Source organism: Pseudoxanthomonas sacheonensis (genome assembly GCF_010093305.1).
Taxonomy (GTDB): domain Bacteria; phylum Pseudomonadota; class Gammaproteobacteria; order Xanthomonadales; family Xanthomonadaceae; genus Pseudoxanthomonas_A; species Pseudoxanthomonas_A sacheonensis.
On the sequence record NZ_PDWS01000011.1, the window covers coordinates 116,933 to 142,150 of the forward strand.

Here is a 25,218-nt window from a genome sequence, read left to right on the forward strand (position 1 = left end):
CCAGACCGGCTCCGACCTTCCCTCACCCGCCTTCGGCACCCTCTCCCGTAAACGGGAGAGGGGTTCGACCCCAAACTTTTCTGCCTGAATCGCGAGTATTCCCGGCTTGGTTCAAGGCTTGGGAATGCGTAGCGTCTTGCTGATCATCAGCGACCCGGATAGCGCGAACACCAGCACCAGCGGATGCAACAGCCACGGGCCAAGCCGAACCGAACCGAACCACACCGAATCCCCCAGGTTGCCGCTGGTCGCGGCAGCGGCAAGCAGGATCACCAGCAGCAGGCTGGTCGGAATGGGCGTGCCCTCGAAGTACTTCACCTTGTCGTCTTCCCCGGACAGCTGTTCGGCGGTGACGTTGTAGCGCGCCAGACGGCTGACCCCGCAGCACACGAAGTAGCTCAGCACCAGCCAGTCCCAACCGCCCTGCAACCCGCAGGCGTAGGCCAGCGCCGCCGGGGCGACGCCGAAGGAAATCACATCGGCCAGCGAGTCCAGTTCGCGGCCCAGCGTGGACGAGGACTTGCGCCAGCGCGCGATGCGTCCGTCCAGCGCATCGAATATGAAGGCCAGCGGGATCAGCGCCATGCCGGCCAGCAGGTCGCGCACCTGGCCTTCGTGCAGGTAGCGCATCGATGCGAACACCGCACCGGTGCCGCAGAAGGCATTGGCCAGGGTGAACCAGTCGGCCAGGTGGAAGTCGCGCAGCATGGAAAAATGGCGGGGCATCTCGTTCCTTCGTCCGTCGATGACGACAAGACTGCCAAAACCGGTGTTAAGACCGCAAGGCGGCAGCAAAGACCTGAGAGCGGCATCGCGGGAGCGGCGTCCCGCCGCGAGCTGTTAAGCCGCCAGGAAACCTCCGAACAATTCGTATGACAGATTGAAATGGCGCTCCACTGGCGCAAATTCAAAAGCTCGCGGCGGGACGCCGCTCCCACGTTCTGTGGCGATCAGGGCTGCGCTGGAATCGCGAATTGCCCCGCTTCCACCGCGCCAGCACCACGCGGCTTCGCTTCAATCACCGCATCCGAGGGGCGCCCGCCCTTGCCATCCAGCTGCGCGGACACCTGGTCCAGCGCGGCGTACACGTACGGGAGCACCGGCACATATCGCGCTCCGTAGGCAGGCAAGGCGAGGAAACCGTCGAAATGCTGCGCATGCCTGACCTGCCAGTAGCTGACCTCGCGCCCGGCGGCCTTGGATGCGGCCACATAAGGCGCGCTACTGAAAGCGGGCGGCACCAGCCCGTCGTCCAGGCCATGCACCACGACCACCGGCACGCCTTTGCGCGGTACCGTAGCCTGCGTTTGCGCCACGCCCTTGGCCAAGGCAGTGCCTGCGCCGGCATCCAGCAGTCCGCGCAGGCACTGCAATCCGGGCAGAGTGAAATCCGGCGCCGCCAGTTTGCCGTCGACGATGCCCACGCCGGCCCCGGGAGGAATGCCGCTGCCGTCGGCGAACCAGGCGTTGCGTTCGGCTTCGGTGGAGGCGCGTGCCGAGAAATCGGCATTCTGCGCGGCGAACGAATACCCGCAGGGATGTCCGCCGATGCCGGTGCGTGCATAGGCCGAGGCATAAGTCACGGCCACTGCGCGCCACAGGTCAAAGCCGACGCTCAACGCGCCGGCGGTCAACGCCTCATCGGTCCAGCCATGGCCACGCAGTTTTTCGTAAGCGTTTTTGGCCTGCGCCTGCGTATCGGCGCCGTCGATCAGTCCGGCGCTTTTCAATGCGGTGCAACGTGCGGTCCACAGCGGTTCGGCCTGCGCGCGCAACGGCGGCTGCGGCAGCGAATCGGCGGGCAGCCGCAACAGCGCGCAGGGCATCAGCAGGGCTGCTTCGGTGGTGTAGTCGTACAACGTGCGGCTGCCGGAACCGGGCATGTACACGTTCGGTTCGCCGGCGACCACCGCATCCAGCCAGTTCTCATCGGCGCCGTCGCCTGCCAGTTCGGCCGCACGCAGCACTGCGCCGCCGCCATTGGAAATACCGACCGCGATGACGCGCGTGTTGCCGAAGGTGAAAGGGCCTGCCTGCGGGAAGGCGCGGTCCAGCGATGCGAGCGCGAATTCGGCGGCCTGCTTCACGTGCCGGCCCCAATCGGCTTCCGGATTGTCGCCGGAATGCGCATGCTTGAAGGCCACCCCGGAGGCCCCGACCGGAACCTCCGGCTGAAACGCCAAGGCATCGCCATCGCCGCCGCGCGTTCCATCCAGACGCACACCGGTGCGCGTTTCCAGGTCGTAGTAGTCGGTGCCGGCGCCCTTGTCGGTGTAGGCAACCGCACAACCCTTCGGCAATGCCCACGCACCGGCCACGGCAATGGCCCCGTAAATGCCGCGCGAGCCGGACGAAGCGGTCACCACCACGCAGCGCTTGTCCAGGTCGAAGGCATCGGGCACCTGCGTCAGCACGCGGTGCGGCTGGCGTGCGCCAGGCACGGTGGCGAAAGCGGAGAATTCGCGCCCCGGCACGCTGGCCACGCTGCCGTAGACCTCGCCATAGCCGCCGGTCGGCGAAAGGTCGGCGATGCCGCGCCAGTTGTTCCAGATGGCGCGGCGGCGCAGCTCTTCGGCGGTCGGGTGGGCGGCGTCTGCGAACGCCGGCGGCGTCATCGCGCGCAACCCGGCTATTCCCAGCCCGGCGGTCAGCAGATCGTCGTTGTCGCGATGCGCGGTTTCCCGCTGAGGTTGGATCATCGCCGACGCCTCCTTGGCGCCACGGGCATGGGTGGTGCTGCAAGACGCGCCGATCAGGCAGGCCAGCAGCGCAGCAGCTGCGCGCAAAGACGGATTCCGGTTCATGCGCCCAAGCTACCCCGCCCTGCCACCGGCGTCATCGTACTTTGGTACCACGCTTCGGGTACCTCTATGCTGGTAGGGTCTGACCACCCCACCCGCGCCGTGCGCGTCGCCCCGGAACATCCCGCCCACATGCCCAAGCTGCTGATCGCCGACGACCACCCGCTGTTCCGCGCGGCGCTGCGCGGCGCCGCCGCCGATGCGGTGGCGCAGCTCTCGGTACTGGAGGCCGAGACGCTGGACGGGGTGCTGGTTGCGCTGGAGGCCAATCCCGACATCGACCTGGTGCTGCTCGACCTGCATATGCCCGGCAACCACGGGCTGGCCGGGTTGGCGGCGATCCGCGCGCAATACCCGGAAGTGGCGGTAGTGGTGGTCTCCGCCAACGACGATCCGCGCGTGGTCCGGCGCGCGCTGGACCATGGCGCCGCCGGCTATCTGCCGAAAAGCTCGGGACTGGACGAACTGCGCGATGCGATCCGCAGCGTGCTGGCCTGCGAGCAATGGTTGCCGTCCTCGCTGCGCGCGACCGTCGCGCGTTCGCAATCCTCGCAACACGACACCGAACTGGCCGCGCGCCTGGCCAGTCTTTCGCCGCAGCAGTTCCGCGTACTGACCCTGGTGGCCGAAGGCCTGTTGAACAAACAGATCGCCGACCGCCTGGACGTGCAGGAACGCACGGTGAAGGCGCACCTGACCGCGATCTTCGACCGCATGGGCGTACGCAACCGCACCCAGGCCGGCGTAGTGCTGCGGGAGCTGGAGCTCAGCGATCCGGCGCGGCAGATGGAAGGCTGATGGTGTCCGCCTCCAATTCCCGACCCACCCTGCGCCCCGCCTGCATGGCGGATGCGGCGGAAGTCACCCGCCTTTGCGTGGAATTGGGCTACCCGGCTTCGGTGGAAGACATGACCGCACGGCTGGGGGTGGTGCTTTCCGCGGGAGACCGCCAGGTGTTCGTCGTCGAAGACGGCACCAAGCTGTTGGGCTGGATCGGCGTCGAACTGCGCACCAGCCTGGAAACCGGACGCAAGGCGGAAATAGTCGGCCTGGTGGTGGATGCCCACGCACGGCGTTCGGGTACCGGCAGAAGGCTGGTGTCGGCGGCCGAGGACTGGGTGAGGCAACACGGTCTGGATGCGGTGATGGTGCGCTCCAATACCGTGCGCCTGGAATCGCACCCGTTCTATGAAGGCATCGGCTTCACGCGCAGGAAAAGCCAGCACGTTTATTTCAAGTTGCTGGAATAGATAACCCTGCAGCAAGCTTCGGGGTATTTTTCAGAGCAGAACCCCGCACGGTAGGGCGGGCACTGCCCGCCTGCTCTTTGGTCGCGATCCGGGAAAGCGGCGGGCAATGCCCGCCCTACCTTTTACGTCGCAAGCGGCCGGCGGGCTCAGACTCGCGAAAAGTTCCAGGAAACCATGCGTCCGTCGCGGTAAGGCATCACCCCATGGAACGCACGCGGGTCGTCGTCGAAGACCAGTGGCAGGAAATGCCGGTCCCCGTCCCACAGCGGCAATTGCATGATGTCCGCCACCGGTACCCATTCCAGCGTGCCCTCCGCGTTGCTGGCATGGGGCGTGCCGGAATACTGGGTGATTACGAACAGGAACCCCAACCAGTCCTCGCCGTTCTTGCCGAAGCCGGGCCAGCTGATTGTGCCGCGCAACGACAGCGCATCGCAGTCGATGCCGGCTTCCTCGTGGATCTCGCGGCGCATGCCGGCCACCACGTCTTCATCGCGCTCGATCTTGCCGCCCAGGCCGTTGTACTTGCCCAGGTGCTGGTCGTCGGGACGTGCGTTGCGGTGGATCAGCAGCACCTTGGAGCGATCGGGCGACAGCACATAGCCCAGAGTGGCGACGATGGGGGTATAGGGCATGGAGGATGGCGCATTGCGAAAGATGCGCATTGTAAAGCGATGTCGTAGGGCGGGCATTGCCCGCCGGCGCACCGCCGCACGTAGGAGCGACGTGAGTCGCGAAACAGCATCTCCTCTACCGCGATGCAAGAGCCGGCGGGCAGTGCCCGCCCTACGCGACGCCGCTGCTGGCGATCATGCGGTCCAGGACGGACTTCAGCGCCAAGGGGCGCACCGGTTTGGCCAGCAGCAGCAGGCCAGCTTCGTGCACGGCCGCGCGTACGGTTTCGGTCAGGTCCGCACTCAGAATCAAGCACGGCCGCACCCCGAAACGCTGCGCCAGACGCTGCGTCACCGCCACGCCGGTATCGCCCTGATCCAGATGGAAGTCGAACAGCCACAGATCCACTTCCGCTTCGGCCGAACGCTGCATCGCTTCGTCGCCATCCCTCGCCAGCAGCACCTGGCAACCCCAGCCCGCCAACACCCGTCGCAATGCTTCGAGGGATGCGGCATCGTTGTCCAGCGCCAGCACACGGCGGCCCACCAGTCCTTGCTTTGCGAAAGCCGGGGAAGCTTCGGCGTGCGAAGGCTGCGCCCGGGCCAGGGTCACGGCGAACACCGCCCCGTGCCCGGAACGGCTGCGCAGCGAAAGCGGAGCCTTCAACAGGTGCGCGATCCGGTCGGCGATGGAAAGCCCCAGCCCCAATCCCTGCCCGCTGGCGCTTTCGCCACGGCGGAACTCTTCGAAGATCGTCTTCTGATCGGCCAGCTCGATGCCCGGGCCGGTGTCGTGCACTTCGATGCGCGCGCCTCCTCCCGTGCGACGCACGCCCAACAGAATGCCGCCCGCCTGCGTGTACCGCACCGCATTGGCCAGGAAATTCTGCAGGATGCGGCGCAACAACTGCGGGTCGGTATGGACCCACATGCGCGTGGGCACGTGCGAGAAAGACAATCCGCGCTCGCCAGCCAGCGCACGGAACTCCGAAACCAGCGGCTCCAGCACTTCGGCCAAGGGAAAATCGCGCGGTTCCGGCACCAGCCCGCCGGCTTCCAGCCGCGACATGTCCAACAATCCGGTCAGCAGATCGGTGGTGGAATCCAGCGCGCCGCGGATCTGCTGCACCGATTCGCGCTGGCTGCTCTCGGGCAGCTGTTGCGAAAGCGCATCGGTGAACAGGTGCGCGGCGTGCAAGGGCTGCAGCAGATCGTGGCCGATGGCGGTAAGGAAGCGGCTTTTCGCATCGTTGGCGTGCTCGGCCTCGCGCTTGGCGGTTTCCAGCAAGGCGGTGCGGTCGATGACGCGCTGTTCCAGGGTTTCGTTGGCCTGCTTCAAGCTGCGCTCGGCCTGGCGCGAGGCGGTGACATCGGTATAGGTGGCGACGAAACCGCCGCCGGGCATCGGATTGCCGCGGATCTCGACGATGCTTCCGTCCGGGAACACGCGTTCGGTCAGATGCGCCGTGCCGGCACGCATGAAAGCGATGCGCCGTTGCAATGCGCCCTCGTCCGAGCCGCGATGCGGCATGCGCTGCAAGGCCCAGCGGGTCAGATCGGCGATGGGCCGGCCCACCTGCAGCAGTTCCTCCGGGAAACCGAACAATTCCACGTAGCGGCGATTCCACGCTACCAACCGCTGCTCGCGGTCGACCACGCTGATCCCCTGGCTCATGTTCTGCAACGCGGCCTCCAGCACCTGCTGGTTGAAGCGCAGATCCTGGGAAACCTCGCCGACGATGGCGGCCACCGCATCCAGCTCCCCGCTTTCGCGCCGCGCCGCATTCAGCAGCAGGCGCGCCGACGCCGAGCCGAGCACCGCGGAGAGTTCGCGTTCCATCCGCGATTCGGTCGATGCGGGCACCGGGCCCTGCGCAGGCGCGTCTTGCAGCAGTTGCTCGACCCGCTCGCGCGCCAGGAATCGCAAGCCCGCATCGCGCAGCGCCTGCCGGTCCAGATTGCGGCCGTAGTGATGCGGCGTTTCCCGCCGCCAGGCGGTCGCAAGCAACGTGGCGGCGATGCCCGCGAACAAGCTGACGCCGACCGCGCGGCCCAGCGGACTCCATCCGGTCAGCCCGAACAATCCTTGCGGCGAAAGCCAGGCCTGCCCGAACGGCCCGGACCGCATCCATGCCGGTTCATCGCCCAACGATGCCGCTACCATCGGCATCAACATCACCCACGCCCATACCGAGAAACCGGCGACGATGCCGATGATGGCCGCGCGCGGCGGCGTTTGCGGCCGCCACACCGCGAATCCCAGTGCCGGCGCCAGCGTGCCCAGCGCCGAGAACGAAACCGCGCCGATGTCGGCCAACGCATCGTTGCCGCTGTTGAAACGGCTGTAGGCCCAGGCCAGCAGCATGATCACCAGGATGCCGCCGCGGCGCAGCAGCAACAGATCGCCGCGGCGGTCGCCGCCTTTGTCGCGCGACCACGCGCCACGCAGCAGGCCAGGCGCGAACCAGTGGTTGCCGATCATCAGACTGAGCGTCAGCGTGCTGACCACCACCATACCGGTGGCCGCGCTCAATCCGCCCAGGAACGCGAACAGCGCTACTCCTTCGTGCCCCTGCGAAAACGGCAACGCCAGCGCATACATGTCCGAAGGCACGCTGTCGCCCAACAAGGCGGTGCCGGCGCGCGCCAGCGGCAATGCCGGCAACGCGATCAGGATCAGATACAGGGGGAATTGCCAGCGCGCGGTGCGCACATCGCGATCGTCGCGGCACTCCACCACCCCCACGTGGAACTGATGCGGAAGGATGAACATCGCCAGTGCGCCCAACAGCACCAGCGGCGCGAAACCGCCGACAGGTTCCGACGGGACAATCTGCGACGCGGCGGCCGGCATCGCCTTCAACCCGAACCACACGAAGGCGCCCAGCGCCAGCATCGCCACCAGCTTGAACAGCGACTCGAACGCCATCGCCAGCACCAGGCCGCGGTTGTGTTCGGCGGCGCTGGCGCGGCGCGTACCGAACAGCATCGCGAACAGGGCCATGGCCAACGCGACGTACAGCGCGCTGTCGCGCCATACCGGCGCCACCGCTGCGGCGTCGCCCGCATCCACGGTCAAGGTGGCGAAACTCATGGCGATGGCCTTGAGCTGCAACGCTATGTAGGGAATTAGGCCCAGCGCCGCGACCAGGGTCACCGTGGCCGCCAGCCATGCGTCCTTGCCCAGGCGCGTGGCGATGAGATCGGCCAGCGAAGTGGCGTTGGACTCGCGCGCCAGCTTCACCAGACGGATCATGAAGGCCACGGCCAGTGCGTAGAACAGGATCGCGCCCAGGAACGTCGGCGGCAGCGGCCAGCCATAGCGCGCCGCTTGCGTCACCGTGCCGTAGAACGTCCATGAAGTGCAATGCACCGCCAGCGACAGCGAGTACACGTGCCGCCAGTGGCGCGCGAACAGCGCAGGGTGCCGTTCGCCATACAGCGCCGTGCCGAACATCAGACCAAGCCAGGCCAGGCTGGCCAGCGCCACCACCCAGAAACTCAGCATGCGGCGAAACGATCAGTTGGCATGGACATTCCCTCTTGGCGAACCACATGCAAGCCGGCGATCCGCTTGCCGCCTTGTAGAGCCGAGCTTGCTCGGCTGCCCCTGATCGCCCCAGGTCAGCCGAGCAATCTCGGCTCTACGAAGTCCATGCAGCATAACGCAGCAACGGCGGGCTTTCGCCCGCCGTTGCGTTCCCTTCCCCAAACCGGAGCGTCGATCAGAAATCGTAGCGAGCGGTCAGCGAATACTGGCGCGGCGCACCATAGAAACCGGTCAACACGCCCAGTGCCGTATTCAGGTTATAGCCGGTGGTGCGGTATTCCTCGTCGGCCAGATTGCTTCCCTGCAATGAGAAGGACCACGTATCGTTGACCTTCCAGATCACGCCAGCGCTCACCAGACCATAACCGTCCTGCTTGATCACCGGACTCAGGTCGGTGGTCGGCCATACTTCGGACTGGTAGGAATAACCCACGCGCGCGGATAGATTGCCGCCATTGGCCAGATCGGTACGGTATTCGACATTGATCGCTCCCGAAAACTCGGGCGCATTGGTGAAACGCTGGCTATCGGCTACGTTGACGCCGCCAGTGATGAACTCGTCGTACTTGGCGTCCAGCCAGGCCAGATTGCCGCTGATCAGCCAATGCTGGCTGGGCAGCCATTGGTATTCGACCTCCGCGCCGTTGACCGTGCCCTTGCCCGCATTGGTGAAGTCGCCGAAGAATTGCGGATTGCCGTTCTGGTCGATGAACTGGGTGAACACCGACAGCTGGATGTCCTTGTAGACATTGTGGAACGCGGCCAGATTCAGGAACAGGCGCTGGTCGAAGAAGCTCATCTTGCTGCCCACTTCGAAGCTGTCGACGCTCTCGTCGTCGAACGGCTCGCCCGAACGCGGCACCGCCGTGGTGTTGGCGCGGATGTTGTAGCCGCCGGATTTGAAGCCGCGCGAGGCCAGGCCGTAGAGCATGATGTCCGGCGTGATCTGGTAGTCCAGCGAGATCTTCGGAGAGACGTTCTTGAAGTTGACGGTCTTGTCGAAATTGGCCGCCACCACGCCGTTGGGAACGGTGAAAGTAGCGTTTGTGTAGCCGCGGTTAAGGGCGACGGCGTGCTTGTCTTCGTCCGTGTAGCGCGCGCCCACATCCAGTTTCAGCTTGGCGGTGAGGTCGAAGGTCCAATCGGTGTATACAGCGAAACTCTTGGTGTTCACCACGCCCTGGGTGTCGCCGAAACTCAGGTTGAAGAAGTTGTTCAGCACCTGCCCGCCGGCATCGCCGTCGAAAGCGTAGATGCCCGTTACCCCGCGCGCGCGGCCGCCGGCGTCGTAATTGACCTGCAGCTCGTTGCTGACCTGGCTGTCGCTGTAGAAAGCCTTGACGTCGGCGATCGGCGCGGGCGTGGTGTCGAAATCGATATTCGTCTCGGTGTCGGACTCACGCTTGGCGATCACGTACTTGAAAGCCCAGTTCTCGTTCGGCCGCCAATTGACGGTGGCCGATGCGCCTTTCATCACAGTGTCGTTGATGTTCTTCATACCGCTGCGGATGTCGTAGCGGTCGTCCATGGGCGGGAAAGCCCCGTAAGCAGGAAACAGGAGGGCATTGAAGCGGTTGGGCGCCAGCATCTTCGCGCCGCGTACGCCGGACTGGTCGTCCATCCAGTCGAACGCGAACTGGATGTCCAGATCGTCGTCCACATAGGCGCCCAGCTGGAAACGTGCCGCGTTGATTTCCTTGTCGCTGACCTCCTGCCCGGTGTAAAGGTTCTCGCCGAAGCCGTCGCGGTTCATGCTGGCCACCGACACGCGGCCGCGCAGGCCGCTGTCCGGGCCGCCGATGGAGCCGCCGAGGGCGGCTTTGGCGTCGAGCTGGTTGTAGTTGCCCACGGTGATCTGGGCGAAGCCCGTAGTCTCCTGCGGCAATCCGCGCGAAATGTATTTGATCGCACCGCCGATGGTGTTCTTGCCGTACAGCGTGCCCTGCGGTCCGCGCAGCACTTCGATGCGGCCCACGTCGAACACGTCCAGCAACGCGCCCTGCGGACGCGCGATGTACACGTCGTCCAGGTAGATGCCCACGCCCGGATCCACACCCCACAGCGGGTCGGCCTGGCCGACGCCGCGGATATAGGCGGTCGCGGTGCTGCTGGAACCGCGCGCGGCATAAATCGTCAGGTTGGGCACCTGCGCGTCCAGATCGCCGATGTCCTGGATATTCAACTTGTCCAGCGTTTCGGGAGTGAAGGCGGTGACCGCTACCGGCACGTCCTGCAGGGTCTCTTCGCGCTTGCGCGCCGTTACCGTGATCTTGTCCAGCGTGGTGGCCTCGCTGGCGGCTTCGGCCGCCGGCGCCGCTTCCTGCGCCCATGCCGATGGCGCCAGCAAGATGCAGCCGATGGCCAGACTCAGATGTTTACGCTTCATGTGATTCCCCTCTCCCGGGTACGACGTGGCGGACCGATACGGCCGATTCGCAGGCAAGGCTAGAGACTTGGGCGGTGCCGCAACACTTGTACCTTCGTACAGTGGGGAGGAAAGGCATAGCTGCGGATACTCGCGTCCACTTGCCGACCGGGCATGCGCCGGGGTGCCGGCATGCTTTACGAGGAGTAGGGATGTCGTTCCTGATCGTGCTGGCCGCGTTGTGCTTCCTGATGTTCGTGGCCTACCGCGGCTACAGCGTGATCCTGTTCGCGCCCGTGGCCGCGCTGGGCGCGGTGCTGCTGACCGATCCTGCGCTGGTCGCGCCCATGTTCACCGGCTTGTTCATGGACAAGATGGTGGGCTTCCTGAAGCTGTATTTCCCCGTGTTCCTGCTGGGAGCGGTGTTCGGCAAACTCATCGAGATCTCCGGCTTCTCAAAATCCATCGTGGCCGCGACCATCAAGGTCGTCGGCGCGCAGCGCGCCATGCTGTCCATCGTGCTGGTGTGCGCGCTGCTGACCTACGGCGGGGTTTCCCTGTTCGTGGTGGTGTTCGCGGTCTATCCGTTCGCTGCCGAGCTTTTCCGCCAGAGCGACATCCCCAAGCGGCTGGTACCGGGCACGATCGCCCTCGGCGCGTTCACCTTCACCATGGATGCGCTGCCGGGCACGCCGCAGATCCAGAACATCATCCCCGCTTCGTTTTTCGGCACGACCGGCTGGGCCGCGCCCATGCTGGGCACGCTGGGCGGGGTATTCATCCTGATCCTGGGCATGAGCTATCTGGAATGGCGTCGCCGCGCGGCGCTGCGGGCGGGCGAAGGCTACGGCAGCGAGCTGCGCAACGAACCGGAAGCCTTCCGCGGCGACAAACTCGCCCATCCGCTGATCGCCATCCTGCCGCTGGTGCTGGTGGGCGTGGCCAATTTCGCCTTCACCAAGCTGATCCCGGGTTTCTACGGCCAAAGCCAGTCTTTCGTTCCCGCGGTGATCGGCAATCCGGCGCCGGTGGTGCAGGAAGTGGCCAAGGTCGCGGCGATCTGGGCGGTTCAGGGCGCGCTGCTGGTGGGGATAGCGGCGGTCATCGCGTTCGCCTGGAAACCGGTGATGGCCAGTTTCGCCGAAGGCACCAAATCGGCCATCGGCGGCGCTTTGCTGGCCTCCATGAACACGGCTTCCGAGTACGGCTTCGGCGCCGTCATCGCCGCGCTGCCCGGGTTCCTGGTCGTGGCCGATACGCTGAAGGCCATTCCCAATCCGCTGGTGAACGAAGCGGTTTCGGTCACCGCGCTCGCCGGCATCACCGGTTCGGCTTCCGGCGGCATGAGCATTGCGCTGGCGGCCATGGCCGACAGTTTCATCGCCAACGCCAATGCCGCCGGCATACCGATGGACGTATTGCACCGGGTGGCGTCCATGGCCTCCGGCGGCATGGACACCCTGCCCCACAACGGTGCGGTGATCACCCTGCTCGCCGTCACCGGACTGACGCATCGGCAGTCCTACAAGGACATATTCGCCATCACCCTGATCAAGACCATGGCGGTGTTCTTCGTGATCGGCCTGTACTACGCCACAGGCCTGGTCTGAAGCTGTTTTGCCGGGACATCCCCGCTCCATTCCGGGCCTGTGCGCTGCGTCCCAGTCGCAAGCGCCGGCTGCCTTGATACTCTCCGCGGTGATTTGAAAGCACTGGGGAATGGGGATGGTCAAACGAGTTTCTGTTTTGCGCGGTGGCGCGCGCGCAAGCGCGAATCCGTACATTCGCACTGCGGTCGGCGAACCCGCCGAACCCATATCGCGTCTGGCGCGTAACGCCAGCCCGACTGCGCGGCAGCTCGCGCAGGTCAAGGCCAGGCACGCCAGCCTGTACGGCTATCGCGGGCAACGCGTGCCGATGGCGGACAAATCGCTGCCCGCGGAAACTCCGGCTTCCACGGCATACGAAACCGGACAGCCCGGCGGCCGCACGATGGCCGGCTGGTCGGCGCCTACGCTGATGACACTGGCCAAGGCGCCGTTCGCGGTACGTGCGCTCAACAACATGAGCTACGGCGCCACTCCCACGACGATCGCCGAATTCAACGCACTGGGCAGCACCGATGCGCAGCGCCTGGCCAACTGGGTGGACTGGCAGCTGGACTGGGCCAACATCAACGATGCGGCGGTGGATCAACGACTGACTGCCGCCGGCTACACCACGCTGGGCAAAAGCCTCGAACAGTTGTGGAACGACCACGTCAAGGCCGACCCTGTCCACGAGATCCGCATGCGCCCGGCCTGGGAAGTGCAGCGCGCCTCGTACGTGCGCGCCGCCTATTCCCGGCGTCAGCTGCGCGAGGTGCTGGTCAATTTCTGGCATGCGCACTTCAACGTGATGGGCACGGACTTCAGCGTCGGGCCGGTGTTCGTGCACTACGACCGCGACGTGATCCGCGCCAACGCCACCGGCAACTTCCGCACCATGCTGGAAGCGGTGGCCAAGAGCACATCGATGCTCTACTTCCTGGACAATCTCAACAACTCGCGTTCGGGCCCCAACGAGAACTACGCGCGCGAGCTGCTGGAACTGCATACGCTGGGCGCGGAAAACTACCTGGGCTTCATGGATCCGTTCCAGGTGCCGCCGTGTCCGGAGGATCCCGCCTATCCGATCGGCTACACCGACATCGACGTGTACGAGACCTCGGCCGCGTTCACCGGCTGGTCGGCCAAGAACGGGCACTGGCAGTTCCCCACCGAGAACGACGGCACCTTCGTCTACCGCCAGTCCTGGCACGATGCCGGCCCCAAGTTCCTGCTCGGCATGATGGTCTACCCCGAGCAGCCCGCGCTCAAGGACGGGCAGGACGTGTTGAACCGTCTGGCCAGCCACCCGCGCGTGGCCAAGTTCATCTGCAAGAAGCTGATCCGGCGTTTCATCAACGACACGCCTTCGCAAAAACTGATCGACAGCGCCGCGGCGATCTTCCGCGCCAACTGGCAGAACCCCAGGCAGATCGAAATCACCCTGCGGCATATCCTGACTTCGGACGACATGATCAACAGCTGGGGCCAGAAGAACCGGCGTCCGTTCGAGGCCACGGTCGCGGCGATGCGCGCGCTCGGGCAGGACTGGACGCTGCGGCTGGACCACGGCAAGAGCGACGAATTCATGTGGCGCGCCGGCTTCACCGGCAATGTCGCCTACAACTGGCCGGCGCCCAATGGCTACCCGGATACCGCGGTGGCGTGGTCGGGTTCCAATTCCTATGCCATGACCTGGAAGCTGATCAACTGGCTGACCGAAGCCAGCGATGCCAGCGTACCGCTCAGCCCCATTCTGGCCACGACCCGCTCCAACGTCGCTACCTGGACGGCCAACAATCTGGTCGATTTCTGGTCGGTCCGGATCCTGGGCTATGCGTTGCCTGCGGCGCGGCGGCAGGTGCTGGTGAATTTCATGGCCCAGAACGGCAATCCGGCCAGCGACGTGATCGCCGACACCGATACCTGGGCGGCCAGCGATCTGAAGAAACACTACAACCAGCAACGCCTGCGCAGCATGGTGTCGCTGATCCTGCTTACCCCCGAATTCCTGAGCCGCTGAGGACACTCCCATGAGCGACTACACCCTCACCCGCCGGGAATTCTTCAAGGGCTGCTGCAGCGCCGCCGTGATCAGCGGCGTAGGCGGTTCGCTGATGTACGCCGACGAAGCATTCGCGGCGGCCAACGAATACGACACGGTGGTGCACCTGTTCCTGCGCGGCGGCATGGATGGTTTGAACCTGGTGGTTCCGGTCGACGGCGTGGACCGCACCTTCTACGAAGAAGCGCGGCCCAGCCTGAAGATAGACGCCACCGGCACGTATGGCGCATTGCCGCTGACCTTGAGCACCGGCGCGGCCACCGGCTTCGGATTGCACCCTTCGGCTACCGGTCTGCGCGATCTGTGGAACGACGGCAGGATGGCCATCGTGCACGCCTGCGGCATGGCCACCACGGTCACCCGCAGCCACTTCGACGCGCAGCTGTACATCGACCTGGGCACGCCAGGCAAGTACGGTTCCCCCAGCGGCTGGATGACACGCGCCTGGCAAAGCCGCCCAGCCAACACGCCGGCGGCCACCATGCCCGCGCTGGGCGTTTCCGGCACGCAACCGGCGGGGCTGATGGGCGCCACCGATTCGCTGACCATGAGCAATCCGTCGGATTTCCAACTCAATGCCGGCGCCTATGCCTGGCAGAAGATACGCGCCGATTCGCCGGCGGGATTCCGCGGCATGAACGAAACCCTGGCCGATCTGTGGACCGGCCAGACCGGCATGGAGATCAACGGCCGCCGCGCGGACCTGGCGTTGAAGACCATCGGTCAGCAACCCTTCGCTTCCCTGCCTGCCAGCTGGCCGACCGGCGGCTTCGCCGAGCAGTTGTGGACCATCGCCCAGAGCATCCGCTTCAATCTTGGCCTGCGCTACGCCACTCTGGATCTGGGCGGCTGGGACACGCACGAAGGCCAGGGCACGGCGGGCAGCGGCTACAACTATTATCAGAACAAGATCAACGAGCTGTCCGCCGCGCTCGCCGCCTTCTACAGCGAGCTCAACGCCACCGGGCAGATGTCGCGGGTCACGGTGATCGTGCAATCGGAATTCGGCCGCCGCGTGCGCGCCAATGCCAACGGCGGCACCGATCACGGCTACGGCAATCCGATGCTGGTGCTGGGCGGCGCGGTGAACGGCCGAAGGTTCTACGGCACCTGGCCCGGTCTCAACCCGGAAATCCTCTCCCCCACCTTCGGCGACGTACCGGTGACCACCGACTACCGCCGCGTGGTTTCGGAAATCATGATCCGGCGCATGGCCAACCCCAATCTCAGCACGATATTCCCGGGCTACACCGGTTATTCGCCTTTGGGCATCGTGCAGGGTACCGACCTGACTCCCAAGATCGATGAGGCGGCGACGCTGGCTTCCGTTCCTCCCACGGCCGCCAGCGCCGCCACGCAGGCGGCCGCGAATACACAGCCGTCGCGAGCGCCCACACCCGAGTGGCAGCAGCGTGGACCGGTGGATCGCACACTGACCCGTCGCGAGCGATAGCATGGTAGGTCGGGGCTACGCCCCCGACGCTCGGACACTCCGAGACTGCATTCGAGCCGTGCAAAACTGACCGCAGGAGCCGCCCTGCCAATGATGCAGGGCGGTACCCGCTCCTCCTCGCCATCACCAGGTGATACGCAACCCCACATTGCCTTCGACGGTCTTGCGCTCCCTGTCCTCATCGCCCGCATCGGTGGTGTAGTCCAACACCACATAAGCGCTGATATTGGCGTTGAATTGCGCGACCAGACCCGCACCCAGCTCCACCGCATCGAACTGCTGGTCGGTCTCGACGATGTCGGTGTCGAAAAGCAAGCGATCCTCGCCGCTGAAACCGCGCAGGTAGTTGAGTTTCAGATAAGGCTGCAGCAGGCCGGCCGAAGTGCTGTAGTCGGCCGACAAGCGCAGGCCGATGCGTCCGGTCAGCGCGTCGTCGGAATCGAAATCCACGCTGGCGAAATCGTCCTGTTGCCGGTCCAACGACACATGCTGCCAGACCAGTTGCGCCTGCGGCTCCAGCGACCAGCGCGAACCCTCGCCCCAACGCATCGGATAACCCACTTCCAGCGACGCGGTCACCCCATCGCCCTCCAGATCGATGCCGATGCCGCGCGAGGAAGTCGCCTCGCCGTCGTAACGGCTGGCCACGATCACCGCATCCAGATACGCGCCGCGGGCGCCGATGCGCGTCCAGGACAGGCCCAGATGGGTATCGTCGAGACGGGTCTCGCCCACGGTCAGATTGTTCCAACCCAAAGCGAAACCGCGCACGTCGCCATCGGCGCGCGTGCGGCCCACGAACAGGCCGAAGTGATCGCGCCGCCCGTCGTCGCCTTCGCGGGCGAACAGCTCCACGCCGGCCTGCACGCCCCACAAGCTTCCATCGAACGTCGGCGCCACCGTGCCCGTCCAACTCTGCTCGGTGTTCTGGCCGATCACGCGACCCCAGGCCGAACGTAGCGCTCCTTCGCTATCCAACAACGTCTGCTCGCCCTGGCGTTCGTGGAAAGTGCCCAGCGTGGCCAGCCCCAGTTGATGGACGATGGGCGGCACCACGGCGTAGGTCGGCGCTTCCACCCGGTATAGCGGAATGACCGTGCCGGTCGCGGGAGTGGCGCCGGGCGTGGGCGGAGTCGGTAGCACCGGTGGCGGCTCGGGACTTGGCGTGGGCAGCGGTGCGGGATCTTCCGGTACCGGCGGAAGCGGCGGTGGCGGCGCCGGTGGTTCGGCCGGCGGTGGCGCCGTGGGTGGAGCCGGCGGCGGCGCGGGCGGCACCTCGGGATCCGGATTGTCCGGCACCTCCGGTGGAGGCGGAGGCGGCAATGTCGGCGGTGGCGGCGCGGGCGGTTCCGGCGGCGTGGGCGGCACCGGGGGTGGTGTCGGCTCAAGGGGATCGGGAGCCGGTGCGGGTGTTGGCGGCGGCGATGCCGGTGGCGCCACCAGCGTCGAGCGCAGGTACCAGTTTTCGGAAGTGCCGTCGGAGACGCCACCCTTGAAAAGGAAATATTCGAACGCCCCCGCTGCCACCGGCCCCATCAACGCGAAAGCGCTGCTGCTGGAACTGGCGCCATTGATGGCCTGGATCACCATGATGCCGTCGAGCAGCGTCGAGCCGCCGCTGCCGTTGAGGTTGATGATCTCCAACCCCGTAGTGCCGCTGGCGGTGCCGCCGGAAATCACCAGCCTGTCGGAGGGAGAACTGTCGTCGCCCAGTTGCGTCTGCAGAAACAACGCCGCGTTGTTGCCGACGTAATTGCCCACGATGGTGAAAGTATCGGTGGCGCTGGCCGCGCCATTGGTCAGGTCGATGCGGCCAGCATTGTTGACGGTGGCCATTTGTCCGGCACCTAAAGCCATGATGGACGCATTGGCTCCGTTACCGGCGAACAGCGTGCTGCTGGCATCGACGTTCAGCACGCCGGTGCCGCTGGCCGCGTCGCCCAGCACCAGATTGCCGTCGAAGGTCAGTTCGGTATCGTTGCCCGCATTGATGGTTTCCCAATTGCCGAACCGCGCCACGCCGCCGCTGGTGACGTTGGCGAAGGACAGGCTGTCCACGCCGTTGCCGCCGCTGAGCGAAGGCGTCGCGCCCAGGTGGGACTGGTTCAAGTTGCGCAGCGTGGCCGTATCGGTGCCTTCGCCCAGATCGATCGCGCCATGGATGACGCCGCCGCCCGCCCATTCGAAGGTATCGTCGCCCGCGCTGACACGCACTTCGCCGCGCACCGTACCGCCAGTGACGGTGATGCTGTCGTTGCCGCCGCTGACGCTGATGTTGCCGCCGATGTAACCGTTGGACAGCCGGATGGTGTCGTTGCCGAAACCGGTGACCAGATTGCCGTCGATGGTGCCGCCGGACATGTCGAAGACATTGTCGTCCAGCTTCATGTCCACCCGGCCGATGCGGCCGCCGGTCATGGTCGCGCGGTCGCCGTCTTCGAACGCACCGACGATGCGGCCACCGCTCATGGTGAAGGTATCGAGATTGTCGCCTTGCAGCAAAGCTCCGAGCTGTCCACCGCTCATCACGAACGTATCGATGCCGCTGCCCTGCTGCACCGTGCCGGTGACCGTTCCCGTACCGCTTATTTCGAAACGGTCCGCACCATCGCCCTGGTTCACCGCACTCAACTGGCCAGCGCTGATGATCAGCGTATCGTCGCCGGCGCCTTGCGCCACCGCCCCGCTGATGGAACCGCCCAGCATTTCGATGCGGTCGTTGCCCGCGCCCGAGGTAACCCCGCCAGTGGCGCCGCTGATGGTGCCGCGATTGATCAGAGTGCTGCCCGCGCTTCCATTGAACAGCACGCCGGTCCCTGCCTGGCTGGTGATCGAACCATCGTTGACCAACGTGTTCGTGCTACCGGCGGCGCCGTCGACGCGGATACCGGACGAGCCGGCGCCGCTGACGGTGATCATGCCGTTGTTGGTCAGCGTGTTGCCGTTGCCGTTGAGAGACAGCATGCCGTTCGCATTCGCACCGGTGGTGACGATGCTGCCGCCGACTCCATTGGTGAGTGTGTTGTTGCTGCCATTGCTCTGGATGCCGTCCGACGCGCCGCCTGCAGTGGCGATGGCACCGGTATTGACGACGGTATTGCCGCTGCCTTCGGCAAAGAGGGCGTCGAAGGTATCGGCGGCACTCAAATCGATGCCGCCGTCGTTGTTCACCTGGCTCTGGTCGCGCACCTGCACACCCGGGCCTGCCGCGATCTGCAAGGTGGCGCCATCGACGATGTTGACCGTGACGCCGGTGCTGCCCGCCACCGCCAGCACGCCGGTGGTCTGCGGATTGGGAACGCTGGCGTCGCAAGTGACCGTCTGTCCCGAAACCGGCGCTGCGGAGTCGCAGCCTGCGTATGCGGAGAACGCCATAGCGCTTCCCAAGCCGCCGACGATGCCGGCACGCGCGCAATGCAGCACCAGGGCGATGCAGGAAGACAAATGGTGTGGCTTCGAAGTGGCCATGGCGGCGTCCCCAAGTTCGATGAACCCGCCCACCAGGCGCGGCGGGCATCCAGCTACGCGTCTCGCACTGCAACGACGACAACCTTGGATACCTCGGCCAACCTTGCCGAGCCGCATCCCTTGCTCAACCTTAATTAAACCAGAAATTATTCGAGCACAAGTGACGATGTCGGCGACAAGTCCGATTTGCGCAGCTCATCCGCGCAAATTTCACTCGGCGTTGATTTTCTTGAATACGCCATACGGAATTCGGATCACCATTCGTATAGAACGCCGGTCGCACTGAGCAGCGGGTTCCGCGACTCGCATCGATCGAATCTCAGTCCATCGCACCCATTCTTCTGGCGATGATCGCTGCACCGGCCTTTTGCCGCTTCCTTTCCGGCTCATCCTCTACATTGCCGCTGCATGCGTTGGCCGATGCGCCTGCGGCACCGCGTTGATTGAAGTTAAGCCTGTGATGGACGCTGGTTGGGAGGGGGGAGATCCGCAGTGCAGGCATGCGGGGCGCGCGGCGTGCGGGATGCGCATGGCACGCGCCCTTCCCCTCAACATGCGCGGAGGATCTTCGCATGACTCATGCACTCGGGCGCGTCGTCGCCGACGGACGTACTTTCACCCACAGCAGCGGACTCGACCTGACTCCCGGCCCCGGTCCGCTGGGCACGCCGCGGTTCGTATTCCTGCACTTCGATTCGGTAGTGCTCAATGGCGGCGCGCGTCTGGAGGTGGCGCTGGGCTACGACACCGATGTGTTCACCTCCGCTTCCGGCAGCGACTTCTGGTCGCGACCGGTCAATGCGATCAACACTCCGATCACCATGCGCATCGTCGGCGGCACCGGCAGCGCGCGTCTGCTCGAATTCGGCAGCGGCGAGCCCACCGAAACTTCCAATCCACCGGGCACTTCGACCGGTAGCCGGTCCAATCCCGATCCGTTCTTGAACAGCAATCCGTATCAGGAGCCGATCTACGAGACGCGATTGAAATGCCACCCTACCTTCGAATGGCGCAATGCGCGCTGTTCGTTGCCGACCGTGCCCGATGCGGTGCGCGACAAAGTGCGGGCCGCGACCGGCATCATCGTGGAAGCGCACGATTTCAATGCCGCCGGCCATGGCGGACATGTCAGCAGCTGCAGCGGCACTTTGATCGCGGGCGACCTGTTCCTGACCGCGCGTCACTGCCTGGTCGATGCCGCCGGCCGCGATGTGCGCAGCGCTTCGGTCACTTTCGACTACGAGACCAATTGCGATGGCAGCCGACCTGCGGGCCACAATCCGCGCTTCTTCAAAGTCGTCGAAGAAGTCGCTGCAGGTTCGGGGGCCAATGGTTCCAACCCGCCCAGCAGCAGCGACTGGGTTGTGGTGCGTCTGGATGCCGCACCCGGTGAACTGCCGGCGCCGCTGGAAATGCGCGACGCGGGACTGATGTCGGGCGAAACCGTGTTCACCATGCACCACCCGACCGGCGCGGTGAAGAAAACCCAGGAAGGCGTGCATGGCGGGGGCACCAACATCGTCGGATTCGATTATTGCGGTGGCAGTTCCGGCTCGTCGTTGTTCGACAGCAGCGGACGCTTGGTTGGGGGACCGCTCAGCGTCGGCCCGGTCGGCAACGCTTGCACGGTGACGTACGCGCCGCTGGCCAACGTCAAGGCCGGCTTGAACAACCCGCCGGTTCCGGCCGTTCCTCTGGACGTGATGATCGTATTCGACCGTTCCGGCAGCATGGCCGGCAGCGCGCCGCCGATCGGACGCAGCAAGCTGGAGGAAGCACAGGACGCAGCTTCGTTGTTCGTGCAGCTGGTGCGCGAAGGCGCGGGCGATCGCCTGGGCATGGTGACCTTCAGTTCCGCCGCGGGCCTGGACCGGCCGATGGGATTGGCGGCGACGGTGAAGCCGCTGTTGGTCGGTCCGGCGCCTTTCACCAGCGGCCAGATCGGCGCCATCGCTCCGGGTGGTGCGACCAGTATTGGCGCCGGTATCGGCATCGGGCAGTTGGGTTTCGGTTCGGGATCCGGCAACACGAAAGCCATGCTGTTGCTGACGGATGGCTTGCAGAACACTGCGCCGATGGTCGAGGAGGTGGAAGGATTCCTGGGCTCTACCAAGTTGAACGTGATCGGTTTCGGTTCCGATGCGGACATCGACGGCCCCTTGCTCAATCGCGTCGCGCACCAGCATGGCGGCCACTTCACCCGCGCACTGGATGGCCTGGGTTTGCGCAAGTTCTTCGGCCTGAGCTTCGGCAACATCTTCGAGAACGGCGCGCTGGCCGATCCCGAGCATGTGCTGGGCAAGAACCAGTCGGAGTCGCAGCCGCACGTGTTCCAGGTCTGTGGCGAGGAGCACATCACCGTGGTGCTGGGTTGGGACGACCTGCAGGCACCGCTGCGAGCGCGCGTCTACACGCCTTCCGGGAAACTGGTGGCGGCCGGCAAACGCGCGCGCGAAGTGCGCGGACGCAGTTGGGTGTTCTGGAAGATCCCGCTGCCGTACGAAGGCGAGCGCGACGGGGCATGGAAGCTGATCGTCGACCGTGTGCCGCCGATTGTGATCGGCCTGTCCAAGCGCGCCGCCGCTGCGGCAGCCGCAACGCAGCAGTTCCCTTCGGATGTTCGCTACTTCTACCTGGTTACGGCCATTGGCGGTCCCAAGTTGAGTTACCTGGGTTCGCCACGCCATATCTACACCGGCGACGTCATCCACCCGCGCGTGGGCCTGCACTACCCCAACGGCACGGTGCCCGCGGATGCCGAAGTGGAGCTGATCGTCGATGCCCCGACCATCGCGCTGGGGCGCCTGACCAGCGAAGCCAGCCTGCGTCCGCCCATCACTTCGGGCGATGCGGTGGACGGTTTCCACGCCACGCTCAAGAGCATCGCCGGCAGCAACGGCGGCACCCTGCCCGTCGGTACGACGACCGTGCACCTGCCGATGTTCGATGATGGCGCCCACGACGATGGCGCGATGGAAGCCGACGGGGTATTCAACCATCCGTTGAAGGACTTCACCCGGACCGAAGGCACCTACAGCTTCCGTGCACTGGCCCGTTACGGACAAGGTTGCCGCGCCACCCGCGAGATCCATTGGGCAGTGCATGTGCAACCGGGCATCGACCCGGACAACACAGATGTCACTCTGGTGGATGTCACCGACGTCGACGGCGGCCAGCGCGGCACGCTGGTGCTGGTGCCGCATGATCGCTACGACAATCCGCTGGGGCCAGGACGTGGCGACTGTTTCACCGTCACGCCGCTTCCCGGCGTAGAAGTGGTCGGTCCGGTAAAGGATGCCGGCGATGGCAGCTACACCGTCGTGGTGGTGTGGGACCCGGACAACGCCACGCCCGGCGTGGTCGTGCAGCAACCCGATCGGCCGCCGGTGCCGGTGGTGCCGGACGGATATCCGCCAAGCGACTGCCGCCCCGACTGCAACGACGCGGCCGGCGACTTGCTCGATTGCCTGGGCTTGCACGACCCCAACGTCAAACGCGTGCAGGTCAAGAGCGTGTGCATCGAGGTGGATCTGGAGGATCCGGATTGCGAGCGGCCGTGCAGGAAGCCGAAAGGCAAGAGCGGCAAGGAGCGCAAGCCGCCGGGCAACCACAAGGACGATAAGGGTTGCGGTTGCTAGGTTATTGGAAAGAGAAAAGCGGGCTTAGGCCCGCTTTTCTTCATCATCGGCAATGCCGTAGATAGCTCCTCCTCAAAGATCGCATACGGTGGGCCAGGGCCCACCCTATAACCACCCCGCATCTCATAGGGCGGGCTCAAGCCCGCCGCATGAAGCCCGACCTATGGGGCCTGTGCTGCCACAGCGTCTGGCTGCCGTCGGTCTTGGTGGTCTGCACCCGGCGGCCCAGACCGTCGTACCGGTACGCCTCCTTGTTCGGCACTGTGCGCAGGCGGTTGCCGTAGTCGAAGCTATACAGCTGACCGTTCTTGTTGGCCAGATTGCCCTGCACGTCGTAACCCTTTTGAGCCACAGCCAACTGATAACCGACACGCCATGAACGACAAGGCCGCTAATGCGGGCCTTGTACTGTGCGGGATCAGATTAATTTCCTCCGCCCCTTTAAATTGCCCTTAAATTGAAGCCCACGCTCCGGGACTTAGGCTTCTGAATGACTCGAATAAACGAGGACACAACAAGTTCCATTCAAACGCGATAGAGAAGAACCGCCGAAACGCCAAACAGAATTAAAGATGTAAAAAAATATACTTTTATCGCCAGAGATTTCGGGGTCCCGAGTTTCTCAGTGCCTAACAATATTGAATCCTTTCGAATCAATACAAATACAGAGCAACCAACCAAGAGCATAAAGCTCGTTGCGACAAATGCCACTTTAGATAAATTGACTACGATTCCAAGGAGTGCTTCAAGCGCAAATAGAACTGTCAAGGTGTTTATGAATAAGGCTGCGGAAACAAACAAACATGCTCGAAACAGACTCGGCTCCTGACCACCACTGAACCTGCCGCTAAGTAGGTAGGCCTGCTTAAATACGAGCTCACAAAATTCAATCATTTTCATTAGCAGTTTGACGTTGCCCAACAAGCCGCATCTTTTGTAACGCGGGACGGATTACTTTCCTCCGCCCCCCCTTAAGCTCCTTAAGTTGGATCCAAACTCCCTTTCCTCAGATTTGACCACCGCTCGCGCAAGTGGCGAGCGGCAAGATCGCGGGTTTCGCTTAATGATTCGAGCATCAGGATGCTTTCACGCTGCGCCCGGAGCTCTGCCTGCATAAGGTCGCTCTTCAGGATTTTCTCTTCCAATAGAGGATCGTTTGGATCGAGATTCGCACGCTCTTGCACATACAGATCGACACTGTCCCTAGCAAGGGATGCCACGTCGACGAGTTGGTTCTCTAGGGGTTTTTCCAGCGCATCGAGAGTGATAGCAATTGCTGTCGCGGCATCTAGCGCCGCCGATGTATAGATCGAGCTGAATTCAGAAGTATCAGGAGCCTCCTGTTCGCAAGCAGCCGTAAGACTAGCTACGTCAATCGGCAGCTGACTGCTCTCGACCCATGTCCAAATATAATCGAGAGCGGCTCTCAAGACATTTATCTTGCCGTAGGAAGTCTGTGCAAAAAAGCTCTGATAGTTGGGCAACATCCGCTCGCAGCAGTAAGCCATGAAGGCTACACACTGCCAATCCGACAGTCTTTTCGTCGAGGTGCGTAGTGTTATTTCGTCAAAAATTTCCACGCCTTACTTATCCTTGATAGGAATGTCTAGTTTTTTCATGGCCTCCTGACATCCGGCACATGCAGGCCGGCTTGGAGACACGCTTGTTGGAGTCAGTCCAGCTTTCTTGGCTCCATTAACAGCGTTGACTTCTGCATGAACGCCACGAGCACCTTTTGCAGCCACCTCACCTGGCTTTAAGGCGGCTCGTGCAGCTGGGCGGAGCGCACCTTCACTAGAGCCAAATACGCGCACACCCTCTTTAGTTTCGGCCACCGCGGTGGTAACTGCACGCTGAGTTCTTGGATTAAGAACACTTTGCACTTCTTTGGCTCTCGTAAGTGCATTAACCGCCTTTGCTTCAGTAGCGAGAGCTCTGGCCCCCTTTATGAGCGGCACAGCGGCCATATGTTCCAGGCCGCCTATCTGCGGAGGCAGCGTAGAAATAGCGTCGTCCAAAGCCTCCAACCCATCAGCCACCATTTCGAAGAACGCGCCCGAATCAGCCGTAGTCATGTAGTCCCCAACATTGGGATCACCTACTGGAATCCTTCCATCCGGATCGGTGAACTTATAGGGGTTGTTGAAGGCATAGGCGTACCGATTAAATTGCCGCCAATCCCCGCTGTCATAAGCGGTGACCGGATCAACACTGAGGAAGCACCCGCACATCGGATCGTAATAGCGCTGCTGCATATAAGTCAGCCCCGTGGCGCCATCCATCACGTGGCCGGTGTAGCCGATGCCCTCGTACGCCGGCTTGTTGATCGCCGCGCCATAGGGCTCGTAGTTGGTGCGGTCGATCACCGTCCCGGCTTCGTTGGTGACCGCTACCGGACTGCCCAGGGCATCGGTGTGCTGGTACTTGG

The 25,218-nt window shown here is 64.2% G+C and carries 16 protein-coding genes; 6 read left to right on the plus strand and 10 right to left on the minus strand.

Annotated elements, in window-relative coordinates:
• Positions 1 to 111 precede the first annotated feature (111 nt).
• Complete coding sequence (pssA, locus tag CSC73_RS11135; protein WP_163840503.1) at positions 112 to 726, minus strand: CDP-diacylglycerol--serine O-phosphatidyltransferase; 615 nt, start codon at positions 724 to 726, stop codon at positions 112 to 114.
• 224 nt (positions 727 to 950) lie between these two features.
• On the minus strand, positions 951 to 2,786 hold the full coding sequence (locus CSC73_RS11140) for a D-(-)-3-hydroxybutyrate oligomer hydrolase (protein WP_246197494.1): 1,836 nt from the start codon (positions 2,784 to 2,786) through the stop codon (positions 951 to 953).
• A gap of 147 nt (positions 2,787 to 2,933) precedes the next feature.
• Here CSC73_RS11140 and CSC73_RS11145 point away from each other — a divergent pair, with 147 nt between their 5' ends.
• Positions 2,934 to 3,599: a response regulator gene (locus tag CSC73_RS11145; protein ID WP_163840521.1), complete on the plus strand. Its 666-nt coding sequence runs from the start codon at positions 2,934 to 2,936 to the stop codon at positions 3,597 to 3,599.
• On the plus strand, positions 3,599 to 4,051 hold the full coding sequence (locus tag CSC73_RS11150; protein WP_163840504.1) for a GNAT family N-acetyltransferase: 453 nt from the start codon (positions 3,599 to 3,601) through the stop codon (positions 4,049 to 4,051). The genes CSC73_RS11145 and CSC73_RS11150 overlap by 1 nt, the downstream gene beginning before the upstream one ends.
• 146 nt (positions 4,052 to 4,197) lie before the next feature.
• On the opposite strand, the gene CSC73_RS11155 is transcribed toward CSC73_RS11150, so the two are convergent.
• From CSC73_RS11155 to CSC73_RS11165, 3 genes are all read right to left on the minus strand, one after another.
• Positions 4,198 to 4,686: an NUDIX hydrolase gene (locus CSC73_RS11155; RefSeq protein ID WP_163840505.1), complete on the minus strand. Its 489-nt coding sequence runs from the start codon at positions 4,684 to 4,686 to the stop codon at positions 4,198 to 4,200.
• A gap of 151 nt (positions 4,687 to 4,837) precedes the next feature.
• Positions 4,838 to 8,173, minus strand: coding sequence for a hybrid sensor histidine kinase/response regulator (locus tag CSC73_RS11160; protein ID WP_163840506.1), 3,336 nt, complete (start codon positions 8,171 to 8,173; stop codon positions 4,838 to 4,840).
• Between the two features lie 217 nt (positions 8,174 to 8,390).
• A complete protein-coding gene (locus tag CSC73_RS11165; RefSeq protein WP_163840507.1) occupies positions 8,391 to 10,601 on the minus strand; it encodes a TonB-dependent receptor in 2,211 nt (736 codons plus the stop codon).
• A gap of 191 nt (positions 10,602 to 10,792) precedes the next feature.
• Between CSC73_RS11165 and CSC73_RS11170 the strand changes: the two genes are divergently transcribed.
• From CSC73_RS11170 to CSC73_RS11180, 3 genes are all read left to right on the plus strand, one after another.
• Positions 10,793 to 12,190 carry a GntP family permease gene (locus CSC73_RS11170; RefSeq protein ID WP_163840508.1) on the plus strand — a complete coding sequence of 466 codons (1,398 nt, stop codon included), beginning with the start codon at positions 10,793 to 10,795 and terminating at the stop codon, positions 12,188 to 12,190.
• Between the two features lie 115 nt (positions 12,191 to 12,305).
• Positions 12,306 to 14,189, plus strand: a complete 1,884-nt coding sequence (locus CSC73_RS11175) for a DUF1800 domain-containing protein (protein WP_163840509.1) — start codon at positions 12,306 to 12,308, stop codon at positions 14,187 to 14,189.
• Between the two features lie 10 nt (positions 14,190 to 14,199).
• Entirely contained in the window at positions 14,200 to 15,684 is a 1,485-nt protein-coding gene (locus tag CSC73_RS11180; RefSeq protein WP_163840510.1) for a DUF1501 domain-containing protein, read from the plus strand.
• 123 nt (positions 15,685 to 15,807) lie between these two features.
• On the opposite strand, the gene CSC73_RS11185 is transcribed toward CSC73_RS11180, so the two are convergent.
• Positions 15,808 to 19,152 carry an autotransporter family protein gene (locus CSC73_RS11185; RefSeq protein WP_163840511.1) on the minus strand — a complete coding sequence of 1,115 codons (3,345 nt, stop codon included), beginning with the start codon at positions 19,150 to 19,152 and terminating at the stop codon, positions 15,808 to 15,810.
• Between the two features lie 572 nt (positions 19,153 to 19,724).
• On the opposite strand from CSC73_RS11185, the gene CSC73_RS11190 reads away from it, so the two are divergent.
• Positions 19,725 to 22,790 carry a trypsin-like peptidase domain-containing protein gene (locus CSC73_RS11190; RefSeq protein WP_163840512.1) on the plus strand — a complete coding sequence of 1,022 codons (3,066 nt, stop codon included), beginning with the start codon at positions 19,725 to 19,727 and terminating at the stop codon, positions 22,788 to 22,790.
• Positions 22,791 to 22,926: 136 nt separating this feature from the next.
• On the opposite strand, the gene CSC73_RS11195 is transcribed toward CSC73_RS11190, so the two are convergent.
• The 4 genes from CSC73_RS11195 to CSC73_RS11210 all read right to left on the minus strand — a co-directional run.
• Entirely contained in the window at positions 22,927 to 23,148 is a 222-nt protein-coding gene (locus CSC73_RS11195) for a hypothetical protein (protein WP_163840401.1), read from the minus strand.
• Between the two features lie 167 nt (positions 23,149 to 23,315).
• Entirely contained in the window at positions 23,316 to 23,690 is a 375-nt protein-coding gene (locus CSC73_RS11200) for a hypothetical protein (RefSeq protein WP_163840513.1), read from the minus strand.
• Between the two features lie 80 nt (positions 23,691 to 23,770).
• Positions 23,771 to 24,370, minus strand: coding sequence for a DUF416 family protein (locus CSC73_RS11205; RefSeq protein WP_163840514.1), 600 nt, complete (start codon positions 24,368 to 24,370; stop codon positions 23,771 to 23,773).
• 3 nt (positions 24,371 to 24,373) lie between these two features.
• The coding region (locus CSC73_RS11210) for an RHS repeat domain-containing protein (RefSeq protein ID WP_246197495.1) at positions 24,374 to 25,218 on the minus strand (845 nt) is incomplete at its 5' end.